Source organism: Streptomyces sp. cmx-18-6, from assembly GCF_046548915.1.
Lineage (GTDB): Bacteria > Actinomycetota > Actinomycetes > Streptomycetales > Streptomycetaceae > Streptomyces.
Genome location: NZ_JAEBEP010000008.1, coordinates 296,972 through 314,603, shown reverse-complemented (window position 1 = coordinate 314,603; position 17,632 = coordinate 296,972). Strand labels below are relative to the sequence as shown.

General features: G+C 72.1%; 18 protein-coding genes and 1 pseudogene. 6 read left to right on the top strand and 13 right to left on the bottom strand.

Translation table 11 applies throughout. The annotated features are described in order from the left end of the window. Positions 1-33: 33 nt before the first annotated feature. Together ACLJPL_RS20925 and ACLJPL_RS20920 are read right to left on the bottom strand one after the other, a co-directional pair. Complete coding sequence (locus tag ACLJPL_RS20925) at positions 34-684, bottom strand: response regulator (RefSeq protein ID WP_411082388.1); 651 nt, start codon at positions 682-684, stop codon at positions 34-36. After that, positions 656-1,849 carry a sensor histidine kinase gene (locus ACLJPL_RS20920; RefSeq protein WP_411082387.1) on the bottom strand — a complete coding sequence of 398 codons (1,194 nt, stop codon included), beginning with the start codon at positions 1,847-1,849 and terminating at the stop codon, positions 656-658. The genes ACLJPL_RS20925 and ACLJPL_RS20920 overlap by 29 nt, the downstream gene beginning before the upstream one ends. A 108-nt stretch (positions 1,850-1,957) precedes the next feature. Between ACLJPL_RS20920 and ACLJPL_RS20915 the strand changes: the two genes are divergently transcribed. Genes ACLJPL_RS20915 through ACLJPL_RS20905 form a run of 3 tightly spaced genes read left to right on the top strand, consistent with a single transcriptional unit; the run spans position 1,958 to position 4,118 of the window. Then, positions 1,958-2,890, top strand: coding sequence for an ABC transporter ATP-binding protein (locus tag ACLJPL_RS20915; protein ID WP_411082386.1), 933 nt, complete (start codon positions 1,958-1,960; stop codon positions 2,888-2,890). A gap of 2 nt (positions 2,891-2,892) precedes the next feature. Then, on the top strand, positions 2,893-3,630 hold the full coding sequence (locus ACLJPL_RS20910) for an ABC transporter permease (RefSeq protein ID WP_411082385.1): 738 nt from the start codon (positions 2,893-2,895) through the stop codon (positions 3,628-3,630). Between the two features lie 50 nt (positions 3,631-3,680). Beyond that, positions 3,681-4,118: a hypothetical protein gene (locus ACLJPL_RS20905; RefSeq protein WP_411082384.1), complete on the top strand. Its 438-nt coding sequence runs from the start codon at positions 3,681-3,683 to the stop codon at positions 4,116-4,118. Positions 4,119-4,263: 145 nt separating this feature from the next. Here the strand turns inward: ACLJPL_RS20905 and mug are convergent. The 3 genes and pseudogenes from mug to ACLJPL_RS20890 form a co-directional block, all read right to left on the bottom strand. Further along, positions 4,264-4,800 (bottom strand): annotated as a pseudogene (gene mug, locus ACLJPL_RS20900) (G/U mismatch-specific DNA glycosylase); the annotation flags it as partial. Between the two features lie 19 nt (positions 4,801-4,819). Further along, complete coding sequence (gene purB / locus ACLJPL_RS20895) at positions 4,820-6,262, bottom strand: adenylosuccinate lyase (RefSeq protein WP_411082383.1); 1,443 nt, start codon at positions 6,260-6,262, stop codon at positions 4,820-4,822. Between the two features lie 106 nt (positions 6,263-6,368). Beyond that, positions 6,369-6,791 (bottom strand): MarR family winged helix-turn-helix transcriptional regulator, encoded by a 423-nt coding sequence (locus tag ACLJPL_RS20890; RefSeq protein WP_411082382.1) that lies wholly within the window; start codon positions 6,789-6,791, stop codon positions 6,369-6,371. 162 nt (positions 6,792-6,953) lie between these two features. On the opposite strand from ACLJPL_RS20890, the gene eno reads away from it, so the two are divergent. Then, a complete protein-coding gene (eno, locus tag ACLJPL_RS20885; protein ID WP_411082381.1) occupies positions 6,954-8,288 on the top strand; it encodes a phosphopyruvate hydratase in 1,335 nt (444 codons plus the stop codon). Positions 8,289-8,477: 189 nt separating this feature from the next. Here eno and ACLJPL_RS20880 read toward each other — a convergent pair whose 3' ends face one another. The 4 genes from ACLJPL_RS20880 to ACLJPL_RS20865 form a co-directional block, all read right to left on the bottom strand. Continuing rightward, complete coding sequence (locus tag ACLJPL_RS20880) at positions 8,478-9,347, bottom strand: SGNH/GDSL hydrolase family protein (protein ID WP_411082380.1); 870 nt, start codon at positions 9,345-9,347, stop codon at positions 8,478-8,480. Between the two features lie 102 nt (positions 9,348-9,449). Continuing rightward, positions 9,450-10,469, bottom strand: a complete 1,020-nt coding sequence (locus ACLJPL_RS20875; protein ID WP_411082379.1) for a hemolysin family protein — start codon at positions 10,467-10,469, stop codon at positions 9,450-9,452. Continuing rightward, a complete protein-coding gene (locus ACLJPL_RS20870) occupies positions 10,466-11,803 on the bottom strand; it encodes a hemolysin family protein (protein ID WP_411082378.1) in 1,338 nt (445 codons plus the stop codon). Before ACLJPL_RS20870 ends, ACLJPL_RS20875 begins: the two co-directional genes overlap by 4 nt. A gap of 187 nt (positions 11,804-11,990) precedes the next feature. Next, entirely contained in the window at positions 11,991-12,425 is a 435-nt protein-coding gene (locus ACLJPL_RS20865) for a GNAT family N-acetyltransferase (protein WP_411082377.1), read from the bottom strand. Between the two features lie 93 nt (positions 12,426-12,518). Between ACLJPL_RS20865 and ACLJPL_RS20860 the strand changes: the two genes are divergently transcribed. Then, positions 12,519-12,761 (top strand): antitoxin, encoded by a 243-nt coding sequence (locus tag ACLJPL_RS20860; RefSeq protein ID WP_411082376.1) that lies wholly within the window; start codon positions 12,519-12,521, stop codon positions 12,759-12,761. Continuing rightward, on the top strand, positions 12,758-13,129 hold the full coding sequence (locus tag ACLJPL_RS20855) for a fic family toxin-antitoxin system, toxin component (RefSeq protein WP_109166801.1): 372 nt from the start codon (positions 12,758-12,760) through the stop codon (positions 13,127-13,129). The genes ACLJPL_RS20860 and ACLJPL_RS20855 overlap by 4 nt, the downstream gene beginning before the upstream one ends. 265 nt (positions 13,130-13,394) lie before the next feature. On the opposite strand, the gene ACLJPL_RS20850 is transcribed toward ACLJPL_RS20855, so the two are convergent. The 4 genes from ACLJPL_RS20850 to bioB form a co-directional block, all read right to left on the bottom strand. After that, entirely contained in the window at positions 13,395-14,081 is a 687-nt protein-coding gene (locus ACLJPL_RS20850; RefSeq protein ID WP_411082375.1) for a class I SAM-dependent methyltransferase, read from the bottom strand. Positions 14,082-14,182: 101 nt separating this feature from the next. After that, positions 14,183-14,881 carry a dethiobiotin synthase gene (bioD, locus tag ACLJPL_RS20845; protein ID WP_411082374.1) on the bottom strand — a complete coding sequence of 233 codons (699 nt, stop codon included), beginning with the start codon at positions 14,879-14,881 and terminating at the stop codon, positions 14,183-14,185. A gap of 1 nt (position 14,882) precedes the next feature. Further along, a complete protein-coding gene (locus ACLJPL_RS20840; RefSeq protein ID WP_411082373.1) occupies positions 14,883-16,226 on the bottom strand; it encodes an adenosylmethionine--8-amino-7-oxononanoate transaminase in 1,344 nt (447 codons plus the stop codon). Continuing rightward, positions 16,219-17,511: a biotin synthase BioB gene (gene bioB, locus ACLJPL_RS20835; protein ID WP_411082372.1), complete on the bottom strand. Its 1,293-nt coding sequence runs from the start codon at positions 17,509-17,511 to the stop codon at positions 16,219-16,221. The genes ACLJPL_RS20840 and bioB overlap by 8 nt, the downstream gene beginning before the upstream one ends. Positions 17,512-17,632: the final 121 nt, after the last annotated feature.

The window sequence follows — 17,632 nt, the reverse complement described above, 5'->3', positions numbered from 1 at the left end:
GCGCCGCAAGCCGGTATCGAGCCGCAACCTGCGTCAGCTCGGAGCGACGAAACCGGACTCGTACGCCGCGATGACCGCCTGCGTACGGTCCCGGGCCCCCAACTTCGCGAGAATCGAACTGACATGGGTCTTCACCGTCTCGATGCCCACGGTCAGCCCGGCGGCGATCTCCGCGTTCGACAGGCCCCGCGCCATCAACCGGAGCACTTCCGCCTCCCGGTCGGTGAGCGCGGCCCGATCCAGAGCGGCCCGCGCCTCGGTCGTGCCGTACTCGGCCGCGAGCCGGCGGACCGCCGCCGGGAACAGCAGGGACTCTCCCTCCGCCACCAGACGCACGGCGTGCACGATCTCCGCCGGCCTCGCGCGCTTCAGCAGAAAGCCGTCGGCCCCGGCCCGCAACGCCTCGTAGACGTACTCGTCGTTCTCGAACGTCGTCACCACCAGGATCTTCGGCGGTGTCGGCACCGTCCGCAGGACCAGCCGGGTCGCCTCGATGCCGTCCATCAGCGGCATCCGCACGTCCATGGCCACCACATCGGGCCGCAGCCGGTTCACGAGAGGGAGCACCGCGGCGCCATCGGCCGCCTCACCCACCACCTCGATGTCGGGCTGCGCCTCCAGCACTGCGCGCAGGCCGGCCCGGACGAGCGGTTCGTCATCGACCAGAAGAACGGTGAACGGCATCCGACCAGCGTATGCCGTCCAGCGGAAGGCTCACGCGCACCCTCCACTCGCCCTCCCGCGACTCCATACGGGCCTTCCCGCCCAGCAGCGCGGCCCGCTCCCGTATACCGCGCAGACCACTGCCGCTCCCCGGCAGACCGGCCGCCCCCGACAGCGGGTTCACCACTTCCAGCTCCAGCCGCCCTGCGGCCAACGTGATGGTCACCCGAACGGTGACCGGTCCCGCATGACGCAGCACGTTGGTCAGGCTCTCCTGAAGAATCCGGTACCCCTCCCGCGACACCGGCGCCGGGACCAGGCCGAGATCCCCGGACACCCGCGCGTCGACCCTCGCCCCGGAACTCCTCGCGGAGTCGAGCAACCGCCCGGCCTCTGCCAGCGTCGGCCGCCGGCTCACGGGCGTCCCGGATTCACGCAGCACCCGCAGCACCCGCTCCAGGTCCTCCAGCGCGTCGCGCCCCGTCTCCTCGATGGCGGCGAGCGCCCGCTCGGTGAACACCGGATCGTTCGCCGCCCGCGCCGCACCGGCCTGCACCACCGCCACCGTCAGCGCGTGGCCGATGGAGTCGTGGAGCTCCCGGGCCATCCGATTGCGCTCCAACAGCTGCTCGGTCAGCTCCTCCAGCACGCTCAGCCGGTCCGTCGACGACGGCCCCAGCAGCCAACGGGCGGCCGCCGTGCTCAGCCGCCCTCCGAGCACCACCAGGACCAGCAGCGGAACGATCGGCAGCGGCGCCAGCAGGGCGTTCCACCAGTGCGGACTCACCCCCTCGACCAGCCCGCCCGGAGGTCTGCCCGCCGCCGACAGGACGAGCTCGATCGAGGCCACGGGCAGCCAGAGCGCCAGGATCGCCGCCCCCGATATCAGCAGCCGCACCTCCAGCCAGAGCACGGTCCGCCACCGCTCCGCCCAACTCGACGAGGACGCCACCGCGATGGAGGCGTCGGGCTGCCCGCGCTCGGACGGGGTCAGCAGCAACTGCGCCTGCAACCCCTCCTCGAGCCGCATCGCGGGGATCAGCCCGATGGGCACGGCGAAGAGCAGGGGCGCCCAGAACGTGTCGGAGACGAAGAACCACACGCTGGCCGCGGCGGCCGGAATGAGCATGTGCAACCAGCGGCTGTACGTGACCGCGCTGGTCAACGGCGTGAGGATGCGGTGCATGGCTCCATCGTCCCAGCGGCCCCCGCACGACGGCTCCCCCACGAGAGGGATACCAACCCCACCGGCGGGGGAAGCGGGGAGTCGCGTGCGGCGGCCAGGCTTGAGGACATGACCAGCATCGACGTCCACCAACTCACCAAGGCGTACGGAGCCACCCTGGCGGTGGACCGCCTCAGCTTCCGCGTGCGACCGGGCAGGGTCACCGGATTCCTCGGACCCAACGGCGCCGGCAAGTCCACGACCATGCGCCTCGTTCTGGGCCTGGACCGGCCGACCGGCGGCACGGCCACCATCGGCGGGCGGCCCTACGCCGAGCTCGCCCGACCACTGCGCACGGTCGGCGCCCTGCTCGACGCCCAAGCCGCCCACGGCTCGCGCACACCGCGCAGCCACCTGTCCGTGCTCGCCGCGAGTAACGGGATAGCCGCCTCGCGGGTGCGAGCCGTGCTGGACGAGACCGGGCTCGGTGACGTGGCGGCACGGCGGATCAGGACCTTCTCCCTCGGCATGCGCCAGCGCCTCGGCATCGCGGCCGCCCTGCTCGGCGACCCGGGGGTGGTGATGCTCGACGAGCCGTCGAACGGGCTGGACCCCGAGGGGATCATCTGGATACGCGAACTGATGAAGAGGCTCGCCCGCGAGGGCCGGACGGTCCTGGTCTCCAGCCACCTCATGAACGAGACCGCGTCCTTCGCCGACCATCTGGTGGTGCTCGGCCGGGGCCGCCTCCTCGCCGACCTGCCGATGGGCGAATTCATCGACTCCCGCAGCCGCCCCCGCGTACGCCTGCGAACGACCGAATCGGCCAAGCTCCAATCCGCGCTGGCTCCCCGGGGCCTGAACGCGGTGCGCGCCGAGGACGGCCGCTGGGCGATCGACGGCGCCACCGCGGAGGAGATCGGTGCGCTCGCCGCTCAGGCAGGAATTCCCCTGCTCGAACTGGGCGATGAGCGAGCCACGTTGGAACAGGCATACCTCGACCTCACAGCGGACGACACTCCCTTCGCCGCGTCCACTCCCAGCACTCACCAGGAGGCGTGACCATGACCCTGACGGCAGTACTCCACTCCGAGTGGATCAAGATCAGATCGGTACGGTCCATCTACGGCTCCCTGACAGCCGTCCTCGTCGCCACGCTCACGGTCACCGTGCTCGCTCTCGGCACCATCGGCCAGAAGCAGGCCCAGCGGGCGGGAGCCGAACCGGTCTTCGACGCCTTCTACGCGTTGAACTTCGGGCAGATCGCGGCCATCGCGTTCGGTGCGACGGCGGTCTCCTCGGAGTTCCTCAACGGCGCTCTGCGCCTCTCGCTCTCCGCGGTGCCCCGCCGCTCCCTCTTCTACGCGGCGAAGATGACGGCCATCGGTGGTGCGGCGCTCGTGGTCGGGCTGTTGACCAGCTTCGCCGCGTTCCTGGTCGGTCAGCTCTTCCTGGGGGAGTACGCGATCGACCTGGGGCATCCCGGTGCGCTGCGCGCGGCCTTCGGGGGAGGGATCTACCTAGCACTGATGGCGATGCTCGCGGCGGGGCTCACGGCGCTCCTGCGGAGTGCGGTCGCGGTGCTCAGCCTGCTCATACCGTTCCTCCTGATCGTCCCCTTCGTCTTCGTGGACGTCGCGACCTCGGTGGTGCGGTATCTGCCCGACCGCGCCGGCCAGTTGGTGCTGCACCAGAACCCGGAGGGCGGTCTCGGGCCATGGTCCGGGCTGGCCGTGACAGCAGCCTGGGCGGCTGCCGCGCTCCTGGCGGGGTGGTGGGCGGTGCGCAAGCGCGACGCCTGAGCCCGGGGGCCAGGGCACGGGCTGTCAGTGCCGGACGGTTTACTGACGTCATGACGACCGCACACCATCTCCGCCTCATCGACGGGATGCGCACCAGGGAATTCCCCCTGGAGCGCCTGCCGTCGGTCTCGGGAGTCAGCGGACCCGGCTATCACACGGCATTCCTGCGCACCGACCATGAGCCGTGGGGTGACGACGAGCCGGCCGGCCCCGAGCACCGGGCGCAGTGCCTGGCGGAGCACGACGCCCTGCTCACGCTTCTCACCGCCCGCTGGGGCGAGCCGCAGGTGGTGAGCCTGTGGAGCGCGCAGGAGCGGATGATGACGGGCGAGGTGATACCGGAGCCCTGGGCGGATCCGGTGGCCGGGTGCGAGTTCGTCCGCCTGTGGCGGGTCGAGGAGCGATGGATCGCGATCGGGCTGGTCCTGGAGCAGGGCGGGCCCGGCTGCGAGCTGACGGTCCTGGTGACGGTCGTCGACCCGCCCTGATCCGGACGGAAGAGGCCGGCTGCCGGCCGGGGCGTCAGCCGGGAGGGTTCGATGCGGACACCGCTGCTGATACCGACGCCTCTGCTGAGGCGGATGCCGCTGCGGATGCCGACACCGACACCGACACCGACACCGACACCGATGCCGATGCCGGGATGGCTTCACGAAGGCGGGCGTACTCCTCGGCCATCGTGGCGATCGTCCAATGGGCGTTGAGGCCGCTGGGGTTGGGCAGGGCCCACACCTGGGCGCCGCCGATCGTGCGTTCCTGCCGGCCGATCCGTGCGCGGGGCTCTCCGAAAGCTGTGCGGTAGGCGGTGATGCCGACGACCGCGAGCCACGCCGGCGCGAGCCGCTCGACCCTCGCGGTGAGGGCCGCCCCGCCCTCCCGGAACTCGTCCGCGCCGAGTTCGTCCGCCCGAGCCGTCGCCCGGGCCACCACATTGGTGATGCCGAGGCCGAGGGGCAGCAGCTCGGACTGCTCCGAGGGCAGAAGCCGCCGGGGAGTGAAGCCCGAGCGGTGGAGGACCGGCCAGAACCGGTTGCCGGGGTGGGCGAAGTGATGGCCCGTGGCGGCGGTCGTCAAGCTCGGGTTGATGCCGCAGAAGAGCACACGCAGCCCGCCCGCGGCCACATCGGGGACGATGCGGTCGCGGGCGGCGCGGAGCTCTTCCGGGGTCACGCGGTGAGGGCGGGGCCGGTCACAGGATCGAGCCGGGGGAGTAGGCCGCGGCCTGGGGGTGCTGCTTGGTGATCTCCTCGATCCGGGACACCAGCGCCGTCACCTGGTCGCCGGCCGCGCCCGTGAACGACAGCTTGTCGGCCATCAGCGCGTCCAACTGCGCACGGTCCAGCGGGATGCGCTCGTCGGCGGCCAGTTTGTCGAGCAGCTCGTTGCGCTCGGCGCCCTGCTCCCGCATCGCCAGTGCGGAGGCGACGGCGTTCTCCTTGATCGCCTCGTGGGCCAGTTCGCGGCCCACCCCGGCCCGCACGGCGCCCATGAGGACCTTGGTGGTCGCCAGGAAGGGGAGGTAGCGGTCCAGCTCACGCGCCACGACCGCGGGGAACGCCCCGAACTCGTCCAGCACCGTCAGGAAGGTCTCCAGCAGACCGTCGAACGCGAAGAACGCGTCCGGCAGCGCCACCCGGCGGACCACGGAACAGGACACGTCGCCCTCGTTCCACTGGTCGCCCGCCAGCTCGCCCGTCATCGAGGCGTAGCCCCGCAGGATCACCATCAGACCGTTGACCCGCTCGCAGGAGCGCGTGTTCATCTTGTGCGGCATCGCGGACGAGCCGACCTGGCCGGGCTTGAAGCCCTCGGTCACCAGCTCGTGGCCGGCCATCAGCCGGATGGTCTTCGCCACCGACGAGGGCGCCGCGGCGAGCTGCACCAGGGCGGTCACCACGTCGTAGTCGAGCGAGCGGGGGTAGACCTGGCCCACCGAGGTGAACGCCTGGGCGAAGCCGAGATGACCGGCGATGCGCTGTTCCAGATCGTCGAGCTTCCCGGCGTCGCCGCCGAGCAGGTCCAGCATGTCCTGTGCCGTGCCGACCGGCCCCTTGATCCCGCGCAGGGGGTAGCGGGAGAGGAGGTCCTCCAGCCGTCCGTAGGCCACCAGCAGCTCATCGGCGGCAGTCGCGAAACGCTTGCCCAGCGTCGTCGCCTGTGCGGCGACGTTGTGCGAGCGACCGGCGATCACCAGCTCGCGGTACTCCGCCGCGAGCTTGCCGAGCCGGGCCAGCACGGCCACGGTGCGGTCGCGCATCAGCTCAAGCGAGAGGCGGATCTGCAGCTGCTCGACGTTCTCCGTCAGATCCCGGGAGGTCATGCCCTTGTGGACCTGCTCATGGCCCGCGAGGGCGTTGAACTCCTCGATGCGGGCCTTCACGTCGTGCCGGGTGATCTTCTCGCGCTCGGCGATCGACGCCAGGTCGACCTGGTCGAGCACGCGCTCGTAGTCGGCCAGTGCGGCGTCGGGCACCTCGATCCCGAGGTCCTTCTGAGCGCGCAGCACCGCCAGCCACAGCTGACGCTCCAGCTTCACCTTCTGCTCGGGGGACCAGAGGACGGCCAGCTCCGTAGAGGCGTAGCGGCCGGCCAGGACATTGGGGATGCGAGGCTTCGCAGACACAGCAGTCACGTGGAGGGAGTCTACTGCCGGCGTGTGCGTGCTCCTCCGCCCCCGCCCCTTCGTCCCACGTCACAGGGCCGTCGCGTCGTCGGACGGACCCCGCTGGGCAGGGCGTCTAGCGTGTGGCGAGCCGCTCCAGCAGGCCGGCGCTCCGTGCGAGCAGGGCTCGCTCCTCATCCGTGAGCTCGGCCTCGATGGCCTGCGCGAGCCAGCCGACCCTGCGGCCGCGCTCAGCCTCGAGCGCGGCCCGGCCCGCGTCCGACAGCTCGACCAGCGACTTCCGGCCGTCCGTGGGGTGGGCGCGGCGCGTGATCAGGTTCTGTTCCATGAGGAGCCCCACCGCCCGGGCCATCGACTGGGGGCGTACGCGCTGGTCGGCCGCGAGGTCGCTGGTGGTCATGGCGCCGTCGCGGTCGAGTACGCCGAGCACGGCGACCTGGCCCAGCGGGATGCGGTCCTCGTGGGTGACGCGTCGGGTGAGCTTGCCCATCGCGGTGCGCAGTTCGGCGGCGATGGCGGCGGCTTCCGGGGTGGGCATAGGGCACTTTACCCCGCTGGTCGGCGGGACTGTGCGGCTGACCTGCACAGCAAAGGTGTACAGCAAAACTAAGCAGTATTGCTGTAGGGTTCGATGCTGTCGGGCTCAGCGCCAGCGTCGTCGCAGTCGGGCCACGGCACATGACAACGGGAAGGAACTCCCATGTCCGCAGAGGCATCCGGACCCGTCGGCACCACCGACGCCGGCATCGAGCCCGTCACCGCCGTCCGGACCGTCACCGCCCGCCGGATCATCGACAGCCGGGGCAACCCCACGGTCGAGGTCGACGTCGTCCTGGCGGACGGGTCCCTGGGGCGCGCGGCCGTCCCCTCCGGCGCCTCCACCGGCGCCCGGGAGGCCGTGGAACTGCGCGACGGGGACACCGCGCGCTGGCACGGCAAGGGCGTCGACCGTGCGGTGGCCCACGTCAACGGGGAGATCGCGGCGTCCGTGCGCGGCCGGGACGCGGCCGACCAGGCGGGTCTCGACGCCGCGCTGATCGCCCTCGACGGCACCGCGACAAAGTCCCGGCTCGGCGCCAACGCCATCCTCGGCGTCTCCCTCGCCACCGCCAAGGCCGCCGCGGCCGCCCACCGCCAACCCCTCTACCGCTACCTCGGCGGCGCCGACGCCCGCCTCCTGCCGCTGCCGATGATGAACATCGTCAACGGCGGCGCCCACGCCGACAACCCGCTGGACTTCCAGGAGTTCATGATCGCCCCCGTGGGCGCGGACACCTTCGCCGAAGCCGTCCGGATGGGCAGCGAGGTCTTCCACACCCTGCGCCGCGATCTGCTGGCCGCCGGGCACTCCACCGGCGTCGGCGACGAGGGCGGCTTCGCGCCCGCCCTGCGCACCGCCGAGGAGGCGCTCGACTTCGTGATCACCGCCATCGAGCGCACCGGCTACCGCCCCGGCACGGACATCGGCCTGATCATGGACCCGGCCTCGTCGGAGTTCTTCCGCGACGGGGTGTACGACTACGCGGGCGAGGGGGTGCGCCGCACCCCCTCCGAGAACGCCGACTACCTGGCCAAGCTCATCGACGCCTACCCGATCGTCTCCATCGAGGACCCGATGGCGGAGAACGACCTGGACGGCTGGCGCGAGCTCACCGCCCGCGTCGGCGACCGCTGCCAGCTCACCGGCGACGACGTGTTCTGCACCAACGAGACGCTGCTGCGCGAGGGCATCCGCACCGGCGTCGGCAACTCGGTCCTGATCAAGGTCAACCAGATCGGCACCCTGACCGAGGCGCTGGCCGCCGTCGCCACCGCTCACCGGGCGGGCTGGACGGCTGTCATGTCGCACCGCTCGGGCGAGACGGAGGACACCACCATCGCGGATCTCGCGGTGGCCACCGGCTGCGGTCAGATCAAGACCGGCTCGCTCTCCCGCTCCGACCGCACGGCGAAGTACAACCAAGTGATCCGGATCGAAGAGGAGCTGGGCGACTCGGCGCGCTTCGCTGGCCGCTCAGCACTGCGCCGGGCGTGAACAGCGGGCGGGGGCGAGGCGCGAGGGGCGAGGGCCATGCGGGCCCCGAGCGATCGGGGCCCGCACGCGCTCAGGCCCGGCGCTGCGGATTCCGGCCCCGTGCTGCCGGTACCGGCCCGCCGCTGCGGATTCCAGCCCCGTGCTGCCGGTACCGGCCCGGTGCTCCGGACTCCGGCCCCGTGCTGCCGGCTACTCACCTTCCCCCGCCGGCCCCGGCTGCGGAAGGTCCTGCGCCCGGTTCCACCCCGTCACCGGGCCTGGCGACGCGGCGTCCGCCGGCGTGATCCAGAAGGCCGAGGCCGTACCGGCGTCGAACTGGGCGCCCGTCCGGCCGTCGCCGGAGGACCGGCCGGTGAGGCGGCGGCCGATCCAGGGCCCCAGGTGGCGGCGGGCGAAGCGGAGGTCGTCGGCCCGCCGGTTCGCCCAGCGCGGCGGCAGGGAGGCGGGGACCGGCGCCTGCCAGTCGAGCTCGGGCGGCAGGCCCAGCGTCTGCCAGACCGCCTCCGCCACACGCCGGTGCCCCTCGGCGGCGAGGTGCAGCCGGTCGGCGTCCCACATACGGGGGTCGCTGAGCGAGGGTGCGGAGTAGAGGTCGACCACCGCGGCGCCGTGCCGGTCGGCCAGATCGTCGATCAGGGCGAACAGCGCCTCCATCCGGGGACGGAACCGGTCGAACACCGGGCCGTTGCGCCCGGGGCTGCGCATCAGCACCAACTGCTTGCAGGACGGGGCGAGCCGCTCCACGGCCTCTTCGAGCCGCCCCCTGACCATGCCCATGTCGCACTTCGGGCGCAGCGTGTCGTTGAGCCCGCCGACGAGGGTGACCACATCGGCCTGCATCGCGGCCGCCGCGCCCACCTGCTCCTCGACGATCTGGCCGACGAGCTTTCCGCGCACGGCGAGGTTGGCGTAACGGAATCCGGGAGACCGGGCCGCGAGCCGGGAGGCCAGGATGTCGGCCCAGCCCCGGTAGGTGCCGTCCGGGAGCAGATCCGACATGCCCTCGGTGAACGAGTCGCCGACCGCGACGAGACTGGTGTAGGAGGCATTCAATTCCATGGCCCACCGATCCTACCGCGACCGTCGCCCGTACCGTCCGGCCGGTACGGGAACCGTCGTACCGGCCGAACGGCGGGTACGGGGAACCCGCGCACCGGGCGCTCAGCGCGACTGCGCCCTCCCGACGAGTTCGCGCAGGACGTCCTCCATCGTCACCATGCCGACCAGCCGGTCGTCCTCGTCGAGCACCGCCGCCAGATGGGTCCGGCTGCGCCGCAGCGCGGTGAGCACGTCGTCCAGCGGGGTCGCCGCCCGCACCCGGGCGATCGGCCGCAGCGCCGTCACCGGGAACGGCGCGTCCCGGGGCGTGGCGTCCAGGGCGTCCTTCACATGGAGGTAGCCCAGGATGCGCCCCTCGTCGTTCATCACGGGGAAACGGGAGAACCCGGACTCGTACGAGAGCCGCTCCAGCTCCTCGGGGGTGGTGCCGACCCTGGTGTACAGCACCCGGTCCACCGGCATGACCACATCCCGTACGGGACGGCGGCCCAGCTCCAGGGCGTGCCGCAGCCGTTCCGCCGAGCGGTCGTCCACCAGCCCGGCGTCCCCGGCGTCCTTCACCAGCCGCGCCAGTTCGTCGTCCGAGAACGTCGCGGAGACCTCGTCCTTCGTCTCCACCCGAAGGAGCTTGAGCAGCGCGTTGGCGAAGGCGTTGATCGTGAAGATCACCGGACGCAGCGCCCGGGCCACCGCCACCAGGGGCGGGCCGAGGAGCAGCGCGCTGCGCGCCGGTTCGGCCAGCGCGATGTTCTTCGGCACCATCTCGCCCAGCAGCATGTGCAGATAAGTCGCCACGCTCAGCGCGATCACGAACGAGAGCGGGTGCACCAGCGGATGCGGCACCCCCACCGCGTCGAAGACCGGCTCCAGCAGATGGGCGATGGCCGGCTCGGCCACGATGCCCAGCACCAGGGTGCACAGCGTGATCCCGAGCTGGGCGGCTGCCAGCAGCGCGGAGACGTGCTCCAGCCCCCAGATGACACTGCGGGCCCGCCGGTTCCCGGCCTCGGCCTCCGGCTCGATCTGGCTGCGGCGTACCGAGATCAGGGCGAATTCGGCACCGACGAAGAAGGCGTTGACCACCAGGGTCAGCAGTCCGATGAAGAGCTGAAGGACGATCACCGTGTCTCCTCCGCCCGCTCCTCGGCTCCCGGCAGCGGCGCGTGCAGCAGCGCCCGCGCGGCCCGGCGGCCCGTGTCGTCGACGACGTCGATCCGCCAGCCCGCCAGCTCGACGGTGTCGTCCACGGTCGGGATCCGTCCGAGCTCGGCCGCGATCAGCCCGGCCAGCGTCTCGTAGGGCCCCTCGGGCACCCGCAGCCCGATCCGGCTGAGCTGGTCGGTGCGGGCCGCCCCGTCGGCCGACCACAGCGTGCGGCCGTCGGCGTCCTCACCGGCGGCCGCGAGGTCGGGCGTCTCGTGCGGATCGTGTTCGTCGCGCACCTCGCCGACGACCTCCTCCACGATGTCCTCCAGCGTCACGACGCCCGCCGTACCGCCGTACTCGTCGATCACCACCGCCATCGCCAGCTTGCCGGACAGCTGGTCGAGCAGCCGGTCGACGGTGAGCGTCTCCGGTACGAGCAGGGGTTCGCGCAGCATCTCCGAGACCCGTTTACGGGGGCGTTCGTCGGCCGGGACCGCCAGAACGTCCTTGATATGGGCCACGCCGACCACGGTGTCGAGGCTGCCGCGGTAGACGGGGAAGCGGGACAGGCCGGTGGCCCGGGTGGCGTTGGCGACGTCCTCGGCCGTCGCCCGTACCTCCAGGGCGGTCACCTGGACCCGTGGGGTCATCACGTTCTCCGCGGTCAGCTGCGCCAGATTCAGGGTCCGTACGAAGAGCTCGGCGGTGTCCGCCTCCAGGGCCCCCTCCTTCGCGGAGTGCCGGGCCAGCGCGACCAGCTCCTGGGGGCTGCGCGCGGAGGCCAGCTCCTCGGTGGGCTCCAGGCCGAAGCGGCGCACGATCCGGTTCGCGGTGTTGTTGAGGTGGCTGATGAAGGGCCGGAACACGGCGGTGAACACCCGCTGCGGGGTGGCGACCGCCTTGGCCACGGACAGCGGCGAGGAGATCGCCCAGTTCTTCGGCACCAGCTCGCCGACCACCATCAGGACCACCGTGGACAGCGCCGTACCGATGACGAGGGCCAGCGTGGACGCGGCGGCGGGAGGCAGGCCCGCGGCCTCGACGGGGCTGCGGATGAGCTTGGCGATCGACGGCTCGGAGAGCATCCCGATCACCAGGTTGGTCACGGTGATGCCGAGCTGGGCGCCCGAGAGCTGGAAGGTCAGGCTGCGTACGGCCTTCAGGGCGCTCGCGGCGCCCCGTTCGCCCCGCTCGGCAGCCTGTTCGAGCTCGCCGCGCTCCACGGTGGTCAGGGAGAACTCCGCGGCGACGAACGCGCCGCAGGCGACGCACAGCAGGAGGGCGACGAGCAGCAGAAGCACTTCGGTCATCGGTTCACCTCCGTCCCATGATCGATCAGGGGCGGAAGGATCGCGCGGGGTCGGCTGACATATCGGCTGCCGTGACGGCTATCGGGAGGCTCGCCCATGGGCGGACGCTCACACCTTTCACGAGGCGGGGGGACGGAAAGAAGGCTCATCGTAGAGCGTGTGCCCAGTCGGCCCCCGCCGTACCGCCTCAGGCCGTGAGGTGCTTCACCCAGCGGCTCCACTGCGCCTCGGGCCCGTATCCGGCCGCGTGCCAGGCCCGCTGTGCGAGGTCGTTGCGGTCGAGCACCATGGCGTCGGCCCGCCGTCCGCCAAGGGCGGCGAACCGTTCCTCCGCCGCCGCGAGAAGGGCGCTGCCGACGCCCCTGCGGCGTTGCTCCGGATGGACCGCCAGCCGGTAGAGGTGGCAGCGCCAGCCGTCGAAGCCCGCGATCACGGTGCCGACGAGCGCCCCCTCCCGCTCCGCGAGGATCAAGGCGTCCGGATCCCGCCGCACCAGGCGTTCGACCCCGTCGGCGTCGTCGCTGATGCTGACGCCCTCCGCGGCCGCCTTCCAGAAGGCGAGCACCCCGTCCAGATCGGCCGCGGTCGCGGACCGTGTCGAGAGATCGTTCATGGCGGCCATCCCACCACCCGCCCGCTCCGGAAGTCGATCGCTTTCCCCAGGGCCCGCGCCCTCCCCTTGCCGGTGCTAGCGCGACCGCGCTAGCTTGGAAGAGTGCCCAAGACTCAGCTGAACGTTCGAGTGGACGAGGCCACCGCCGAGGCCGCGCGGCAGCGCGCGCTCCAGAGGGGGATGAGCGTGAACCGCTACATAGAAGAGCTCGTCAAGCAGGACGCCGGCGAGGTGGGACACACCTTCGTCGAGGCCGCCGCCGACTTCATGAAGCAGTACGAGTCGGTCTTCGCCGAGGAGTTCGGCCCGGAGCACGAAGGCACCCGGCGCGAAGGCACCCGTTGAATCTGCGGATCGACCTCTCCTGGCTGCTCATGGTCGCCGAGCACAAGACCCCCGGCGACCCCCAGGTCGTCGACTGGGGCGCGCTCGTGGCCGCGGTCGCCCGCCACGAGGCGGAGATCTTCGGCAGCGCCGTCTACAGCGACCCGCACGCACGGGCGGCGGCCCTGTTGCAGTTGCTGCTGCACGTCCCCGCCCTCGAACGGTCCAACGCGATGTTCGCCTCGGCCGTCGCGTACGGCTATCTCGTCGCCTCCGGGCTGAAAGTCATCACCTCGCCCGAGCAGGTGCGTGATCTGGCCCTCCTGGTCAAGCAGGGCAAGGCCGACGTGCGGGCCATCGCGGACGAGCTGCGCCAGTGGAGCGTGTGAGGCGGCCCCTCCGCTTCGGGACGACGGACCCGCGCACGGCCTCAGGGCGAAGGCGGCTCGGGCGTACGGCTACAGGGCGAAGGCGGACCCGCGCACTCAGCGCGAAGGCGGTTCGGGCGTACGGCTTCAGCGCGAAGGCGGACCCGCGCACTCAGCGCGAAGGCGGTTCGGGCGTACGGCTTCAGCGCGAAGGCGGACCCGCGCACTCAGCGCGAAGGCGGTTCGGGCGCACGGCTTCAGCGCGAAGGCGGACCCGCGCACGCCCTCAGCGCGAAGGCGGCTCGCCGAACGGCTTGCGGGCCACGCCCAGGACGCAGGGGGACGAAGGGAACCGCACCCCCTTCTCCGGGATCCGCAGCCTGCGGTACGTCCCCATCTCGAAGCCCGTCGCCTCGATCGCGGCCAGCGGGTCCCGCGCCGTGTGACAGCCGCCGAAGAGCAGCGGCCACACCGTCCGGTCCGCCGTGCGCTGCACCGCCGCCAGAGCTCTGCCCGGGGCCAGGCCGTGTTCGAAGAACCGCAGTTCGCCGCCCGGCCGCAGGACCCGCTTGATCTCGGCGAGGGCCCTCGGCAGATCCCGTACCGTGCACAGCACCAGTGAGGCCACCGCCGCGTCGAACGCCTCGCTCTTGACCGGCAGCGCCTCCGCCGCCCCCGGCACCACATCCACCGGCACCTCGGCGCGCAGCCCGGAACGGACGGCGAGCTGCCGCAGCGAACGCTCCGGCTCCAGCGCCACCACCTCCGAGACAGCCCCCGGGTAGTGGGCGAAGTTCAGCCCGTTCCCCGCGCCGATCTCGATGACCCGGCCGGAGAGCCCCGCCAGCAGCTCCTGCCGGTACGCGGCGACGCCGCCCCTGAGGTCGGCCGTCACGCTCATCCTGGCGTAGAAGCGGGCGAAGACCGGATGGTGCACGGCGTCCCGCGGGAGCTTCCTGCTGCGCAGTTGCATGACGGACCTCCGGGAGAAGAGGGCGTACGGCTCTCCTCATCGATTCTCCCCCGTACGGGCCGGTACAGGCATGTCCGTACGCAGGCCACGGGGGCGGCGGGTCACATGGACGGCACGGTCCACGTCCCCCCGAGCTCCGGAGCCAGCCAACCGCCCGCCGCCGCCGCGAAATCGTCGCCCCGCAAGGCCCCGGCACCGGCCGGAACGGCGCCCAGCAGCGGTGCGCCGGCCGCCACCGGCAGGTCCTCGATGTTGCACCGGGAGGCCAGGTCCGGACGCTCGGGCATGCTGCCCACCACGACGCCCAGGCACTCCAGCCCCCGAGCCCGCAGCGCCTCGGCCGTGAGCGCGGTGGCGTTCAGCGTGCCCAGGCCCGCGGGAGCCACCACCAGCACCGGGGCGGACAGCAGCCGGGCGGCGTCCGCGAGCGTGCCGCCCTCGTCGTCGAACCGGACGAGCAGCCCGCCCGCCCCCTCCACCAGCACCAGATCGTGCTCGGTCGCCAGCTTCTGAGCCGCCTCGGCCACCTCGTGCGGCCGCACCGGGGCGAGCCCCGCCCGCCAGGCCGCCGTGGCCGGGGCCAACGGCTCGGGGAACCGGGCCAGTTCGACCGCCGTCACCTGTCCGCCCGCCAGCCGCGCCACCTCGGCCGCGTCCCCCGGCTCCCCGGGTGCGAGCCCGGTCTGCGCGGGCTTGAGCACGGCGACCCGGCGGCCCCGCGCGGCGGCCGCCACGGCGGCGGTCACCACCGTCTTGCCGATCTCCGTGCCCGTACCGGACACCACCAGGATCGTCGTCATGTCAGCCCTCCCGCGCCGCGGCGCACACGGCCCGGCAGATCCGTCGTACGTCGTCGTCCCCGGTGACGTACGGCGGCATCGTGTACACCAGATCGCGGAACGGCCGCAGCCACACGCCCTCGCGCACGGCCGCCCGGGTCGCCGCCGTCATGTCCACGTCGTGGTCGAGCTGGACGACGCCGATCGCCCCCAGGACGCGTACGTCCACGACTCCGGGGATCCTTGACGCCTCCCCCAGGCCGGAGCGCAGCCCCGCCCCGATCCGTGCCACCTCGGCCTCCCAGTCCTGCCCGAGCAGCAGGTCCACCGAGGCCGAGGCGATCGAGGCGGCCAGCGGGTTGCCCATGAACGTCGGGCCGTGCGCCAGCACCGGGACCTCGCCGCGCGAGATGCCCTCGGCCACCCGCGAGGTGCACAGCGTCGCCGCCATCGTGAGGTAGCCGCCGGTCAGCGCCTTGCCGACGCACATGACGTCCGGCGACACACCGGCGTGCCCGGCGGCGAACAGCTTCCCCGTACGCCCGAAGCCGGTCGCGATCTCGTCGAAGACCAGCAGGACGTCCGACTCGTCGCACGCCTCGCGCAGCACCCGCAGATAGGCGGGGGAGTGGAACCGCATCCCGCCCGCTCCCTGCACCACCGGTTCCACGATTACCGCGGCGAGCTCGTCGGCGTGACGCGCGATCAGCTCCCGCAGACGAGTGACGTAGGCGGGGTCCGGCTCCGCGTCGAAGCCGTCCGGCGGGGCGTCGGCGAAGACCTGCCGGGGCAGCGAGCCGGACCACAGCTCGTGCATCCCGCCCTCCGGGTCGCACACCGACATCGGCTGCCAGGTGTCGCCGTGGTAGCCGCCGCGCCAGGTCAGCAGCCGGTGCTTCGCCGGCCGTCCGGCCGAACGCCAGTACTGCAGGCACATCTTGACCGCGACCTCGACCGAGACGGACCCCGAGTCGGCCAGGAAGACGTGTCGCAGCGGCTCAGGGGTGATCTCCACCAGCCGGGTCGCCAGCCGGACGGCGGGCTCATGGGTGAGCCCGCCGAACATCACATGGCTCATCCGGTCCAGCTGACCGCGCGCGGCCTCGTTGAGGACCGGGTGGTTGTAGCCGTGCACCGCCGACCACCAGGACGACATGCCGTCCACCAACTCCCGCTGCCCCTCGACGGGTTCGGCGAGCCGGAGCCGTACGCCGGAGGCCGATTCGACGATCAGCGGCTCCTGCCGGCCGGGCATCGGACCGTAGGGGTGCCAGACGTGCGCGCGGTCCAGCGCCCGCAGTTCGTCGGGGGAGTACGGCTTCGGAGCGGCGGACAGGGGAAGCCCGGGGACGTACGGCTCAGGCATTGGGGGCGAGATCCGTCCCCGCGCCCCGGCGGCGGACCGCCACCAGATCCGTACGCGCGGCGCCGGCCGTCTCCGTGCGCGGCGCCGTCTCCGTACGCCCGGCCGGGACGCTCTCCCCGGCGTCGGCGGGCTCCGGCTCGCCATGGCCGCCGCACGGCCCGCAGCCACCGCCGCCGCCGTGCGAACCGCAGCCCGAGGCGCCGGACGGCTCGTGCGATCCGCAGCCTCCCGCCTTCTCCGGCGTGGCGGCCTGCGAACCGCAACCGCCCCCGAGCGCGTCGGCCCGGTGGCGGGGGAGCGTCGTCGTGCCCGCGCCCTCCACCTCGAAGCCGGCGTCGGCGATCATGTCCAGGTCGGCCTGGCCCGCCTGGCCCTCGCTGGTCAGATAGTCGCCGAGGAAGATCGAGTTCACCAGGTGCAGCGCCAGCGGCTGCATCGAGCGCAGATGCACCTCACGGCCGCCCGCGAGCCGGACCTCCACGTCCGGGCAGACGAAGCGGACCATGGCGAGGATGCGCAGGCAGCGCTGCGGGGTGAGGTTCCACTCCTTGGCCAGCGGCGTCCCCTCGAACGGGATCAGGAAGTTCACCGGCACCGAGTCCGGATCCAGGTCCCGCAGCGCGAAGACGACGTCGACCAGGTCCTTGTCGCTCTCGCCCATCCCGGCGATCAGCCCGGAGCACGCCGAGAGACCGGCCGCCTGGGCCTGCTGCACGGTCTCCACCCGGTCCGCATAGGTGTGGGTGGTCGTGATCGCCCCGTACGTCTCCTCGGACGTGTTGAGGTTGTGGTTGTACGCGTCGGCGCCCGCCGAACGCAGCCGGTCGGCCTGTCCGTCGGAGAGCAGACCGAGACAGGCGCAGACCTCGACGCCCTCGTTCTGTTCCTTGATCGCCTCGATGGTCCTGGTGACCCGGTCCACGTCCCGGTCGGTCGGCCCGCGCCCGCTCGCCACCAGGCAGACCCGCTTGGCCCCGCCCGCCACTCCGGCGGCCGCCGCCTTGGACGCCTCGTCCGGCTTCAGCCAGGTGTACTTGAGGATTCCGGCCTTCGAGCCGAGCCGCTGCGAGCAGTAGGAGCAGTCCTCGGGGCAGAGCCCCGATTTCAGGTTGACCAGGTAGTTGAGTTTGACGCGCCGCCCGAACCACTGGCGGCGCACCTTGCCGGCGGCGGCCACCACGTCGAGCAGGTCGTCGTCGGAGGTCGCCAGCACGGCGAGCGCTTCTTCACGGGTCGGCAGTTCGCGCCGCAGCCCCTTGTCCACCAGCGTGTTCAGCAGGTCCATGAAAGATGATCCTGGCGTACGGCACCGCCTCCAGCCAAGGAGGAACCAGACAGGAGACCTGGGCGAGGGTGTGTGTATTGCCACACCCTGACCTGCTGCGCACCCCGCTAGGGTCTGTGAG

Bases quoted from the DNA above. Each gene is read 5' to 3' on its own strand.
- ACLJPL_RS20925 (WP_411082388.1), bottom strand. From the start codon at position 684: ATGCCGTTCACCGTTCTTCTGGTCGATGACGAACCGCTCGTCCGGGCC.
- ACLJPL_RS20920 (WP_411082387.1), bottom strand. From the start codon at position 1,849: ATGCACCGCATCCTCACGCCGTTGACCAGCGCGGTCACGTACAGCCGC.
- ACLJPL_RS20915 (WP_411082386.1), top strand. From the start codon at position 1,958: ATGACCAGCATCGACGTCCACCAACTCACCAAGGCGTACGGAGCCACC.
- ACLJPL_RS20910 (WP_411082385.1), top strand. From the start codon at position 2,893: ATGACCCTGACGGCAGTACTCCACTCCGAGTGGATCAAGATCAGATCG.
- ACLJPL_RS20905 (WP_411082384.1), top strand. From the start codon at position 3,681: ATGACGACCGCACACCATCTCCGCCTCATCGACGGGATGCGCACCAGG.
- ACLJPL_RS20890 (WP_411082382.1), bottom strand. From the start codon at position 6,791: ATGCCCACCCCGGAAGCCGCCGCCATCGCCGCCGAACTGCGCACCGCG.
- eno (WP_411082381.1), top strand. From the start codon at position 6,954: ATGTCCGCAGAGGCATCCGGACCCGTCGGCACCACCGACGCCGGCATC.
- ACLJPL_RS20880 (WP_411082380.1), bottom strand. From the start codon at position 9,347: ATGGAATTGAATGCCTCCTACACCAGTCTCGTCGCGGTCGGCGACTCG.
- ACLJPL_RS20870 (WP_411082378.1), bottom strand. From the start codon at position 11,803: ATGACCGAAGTGCTTCTGCTGCTCGTCGCCCTCCTGCTGTGCGTCGCC.
- ACLJPL_RS20865 (WP_411082377.1), bottom strand. From the start codon at position 12,425: ATGGCCGCCATGAACGATCTCTCGACACGGTCCGCGACCGCGGCCGAT.
- ACLJPL_RS20850 (WP_411082375.1), bottom strand. From the start codon at position 14,081: ATGCAACTGCGCAGCAGGAAGCTCCCGCGGGACGCCGTGCACCATCCG.
- bioD (WP_411082374.1), bottom strand. From the start codon at position 14,881: ATGACGACGATCCTGGTGGTGTCCGGTACGGGCACGGAGATCGGCAAG.
- ACLJPL_RS20840 (WP_411082373.1), bottom strand. From the start codon at position 16,226: ATGCCTGAGCCGTACGTCCCCGGGCTTCCCCTGTCCGCCGCTCCGAAG.
- bioB (WP_411082372.1), bottom strand. From the start codon at position 17,511: ATGGACCTGCTGAACACGCTGGTGGACAAGGGGCTGCGGCGCGAACTG.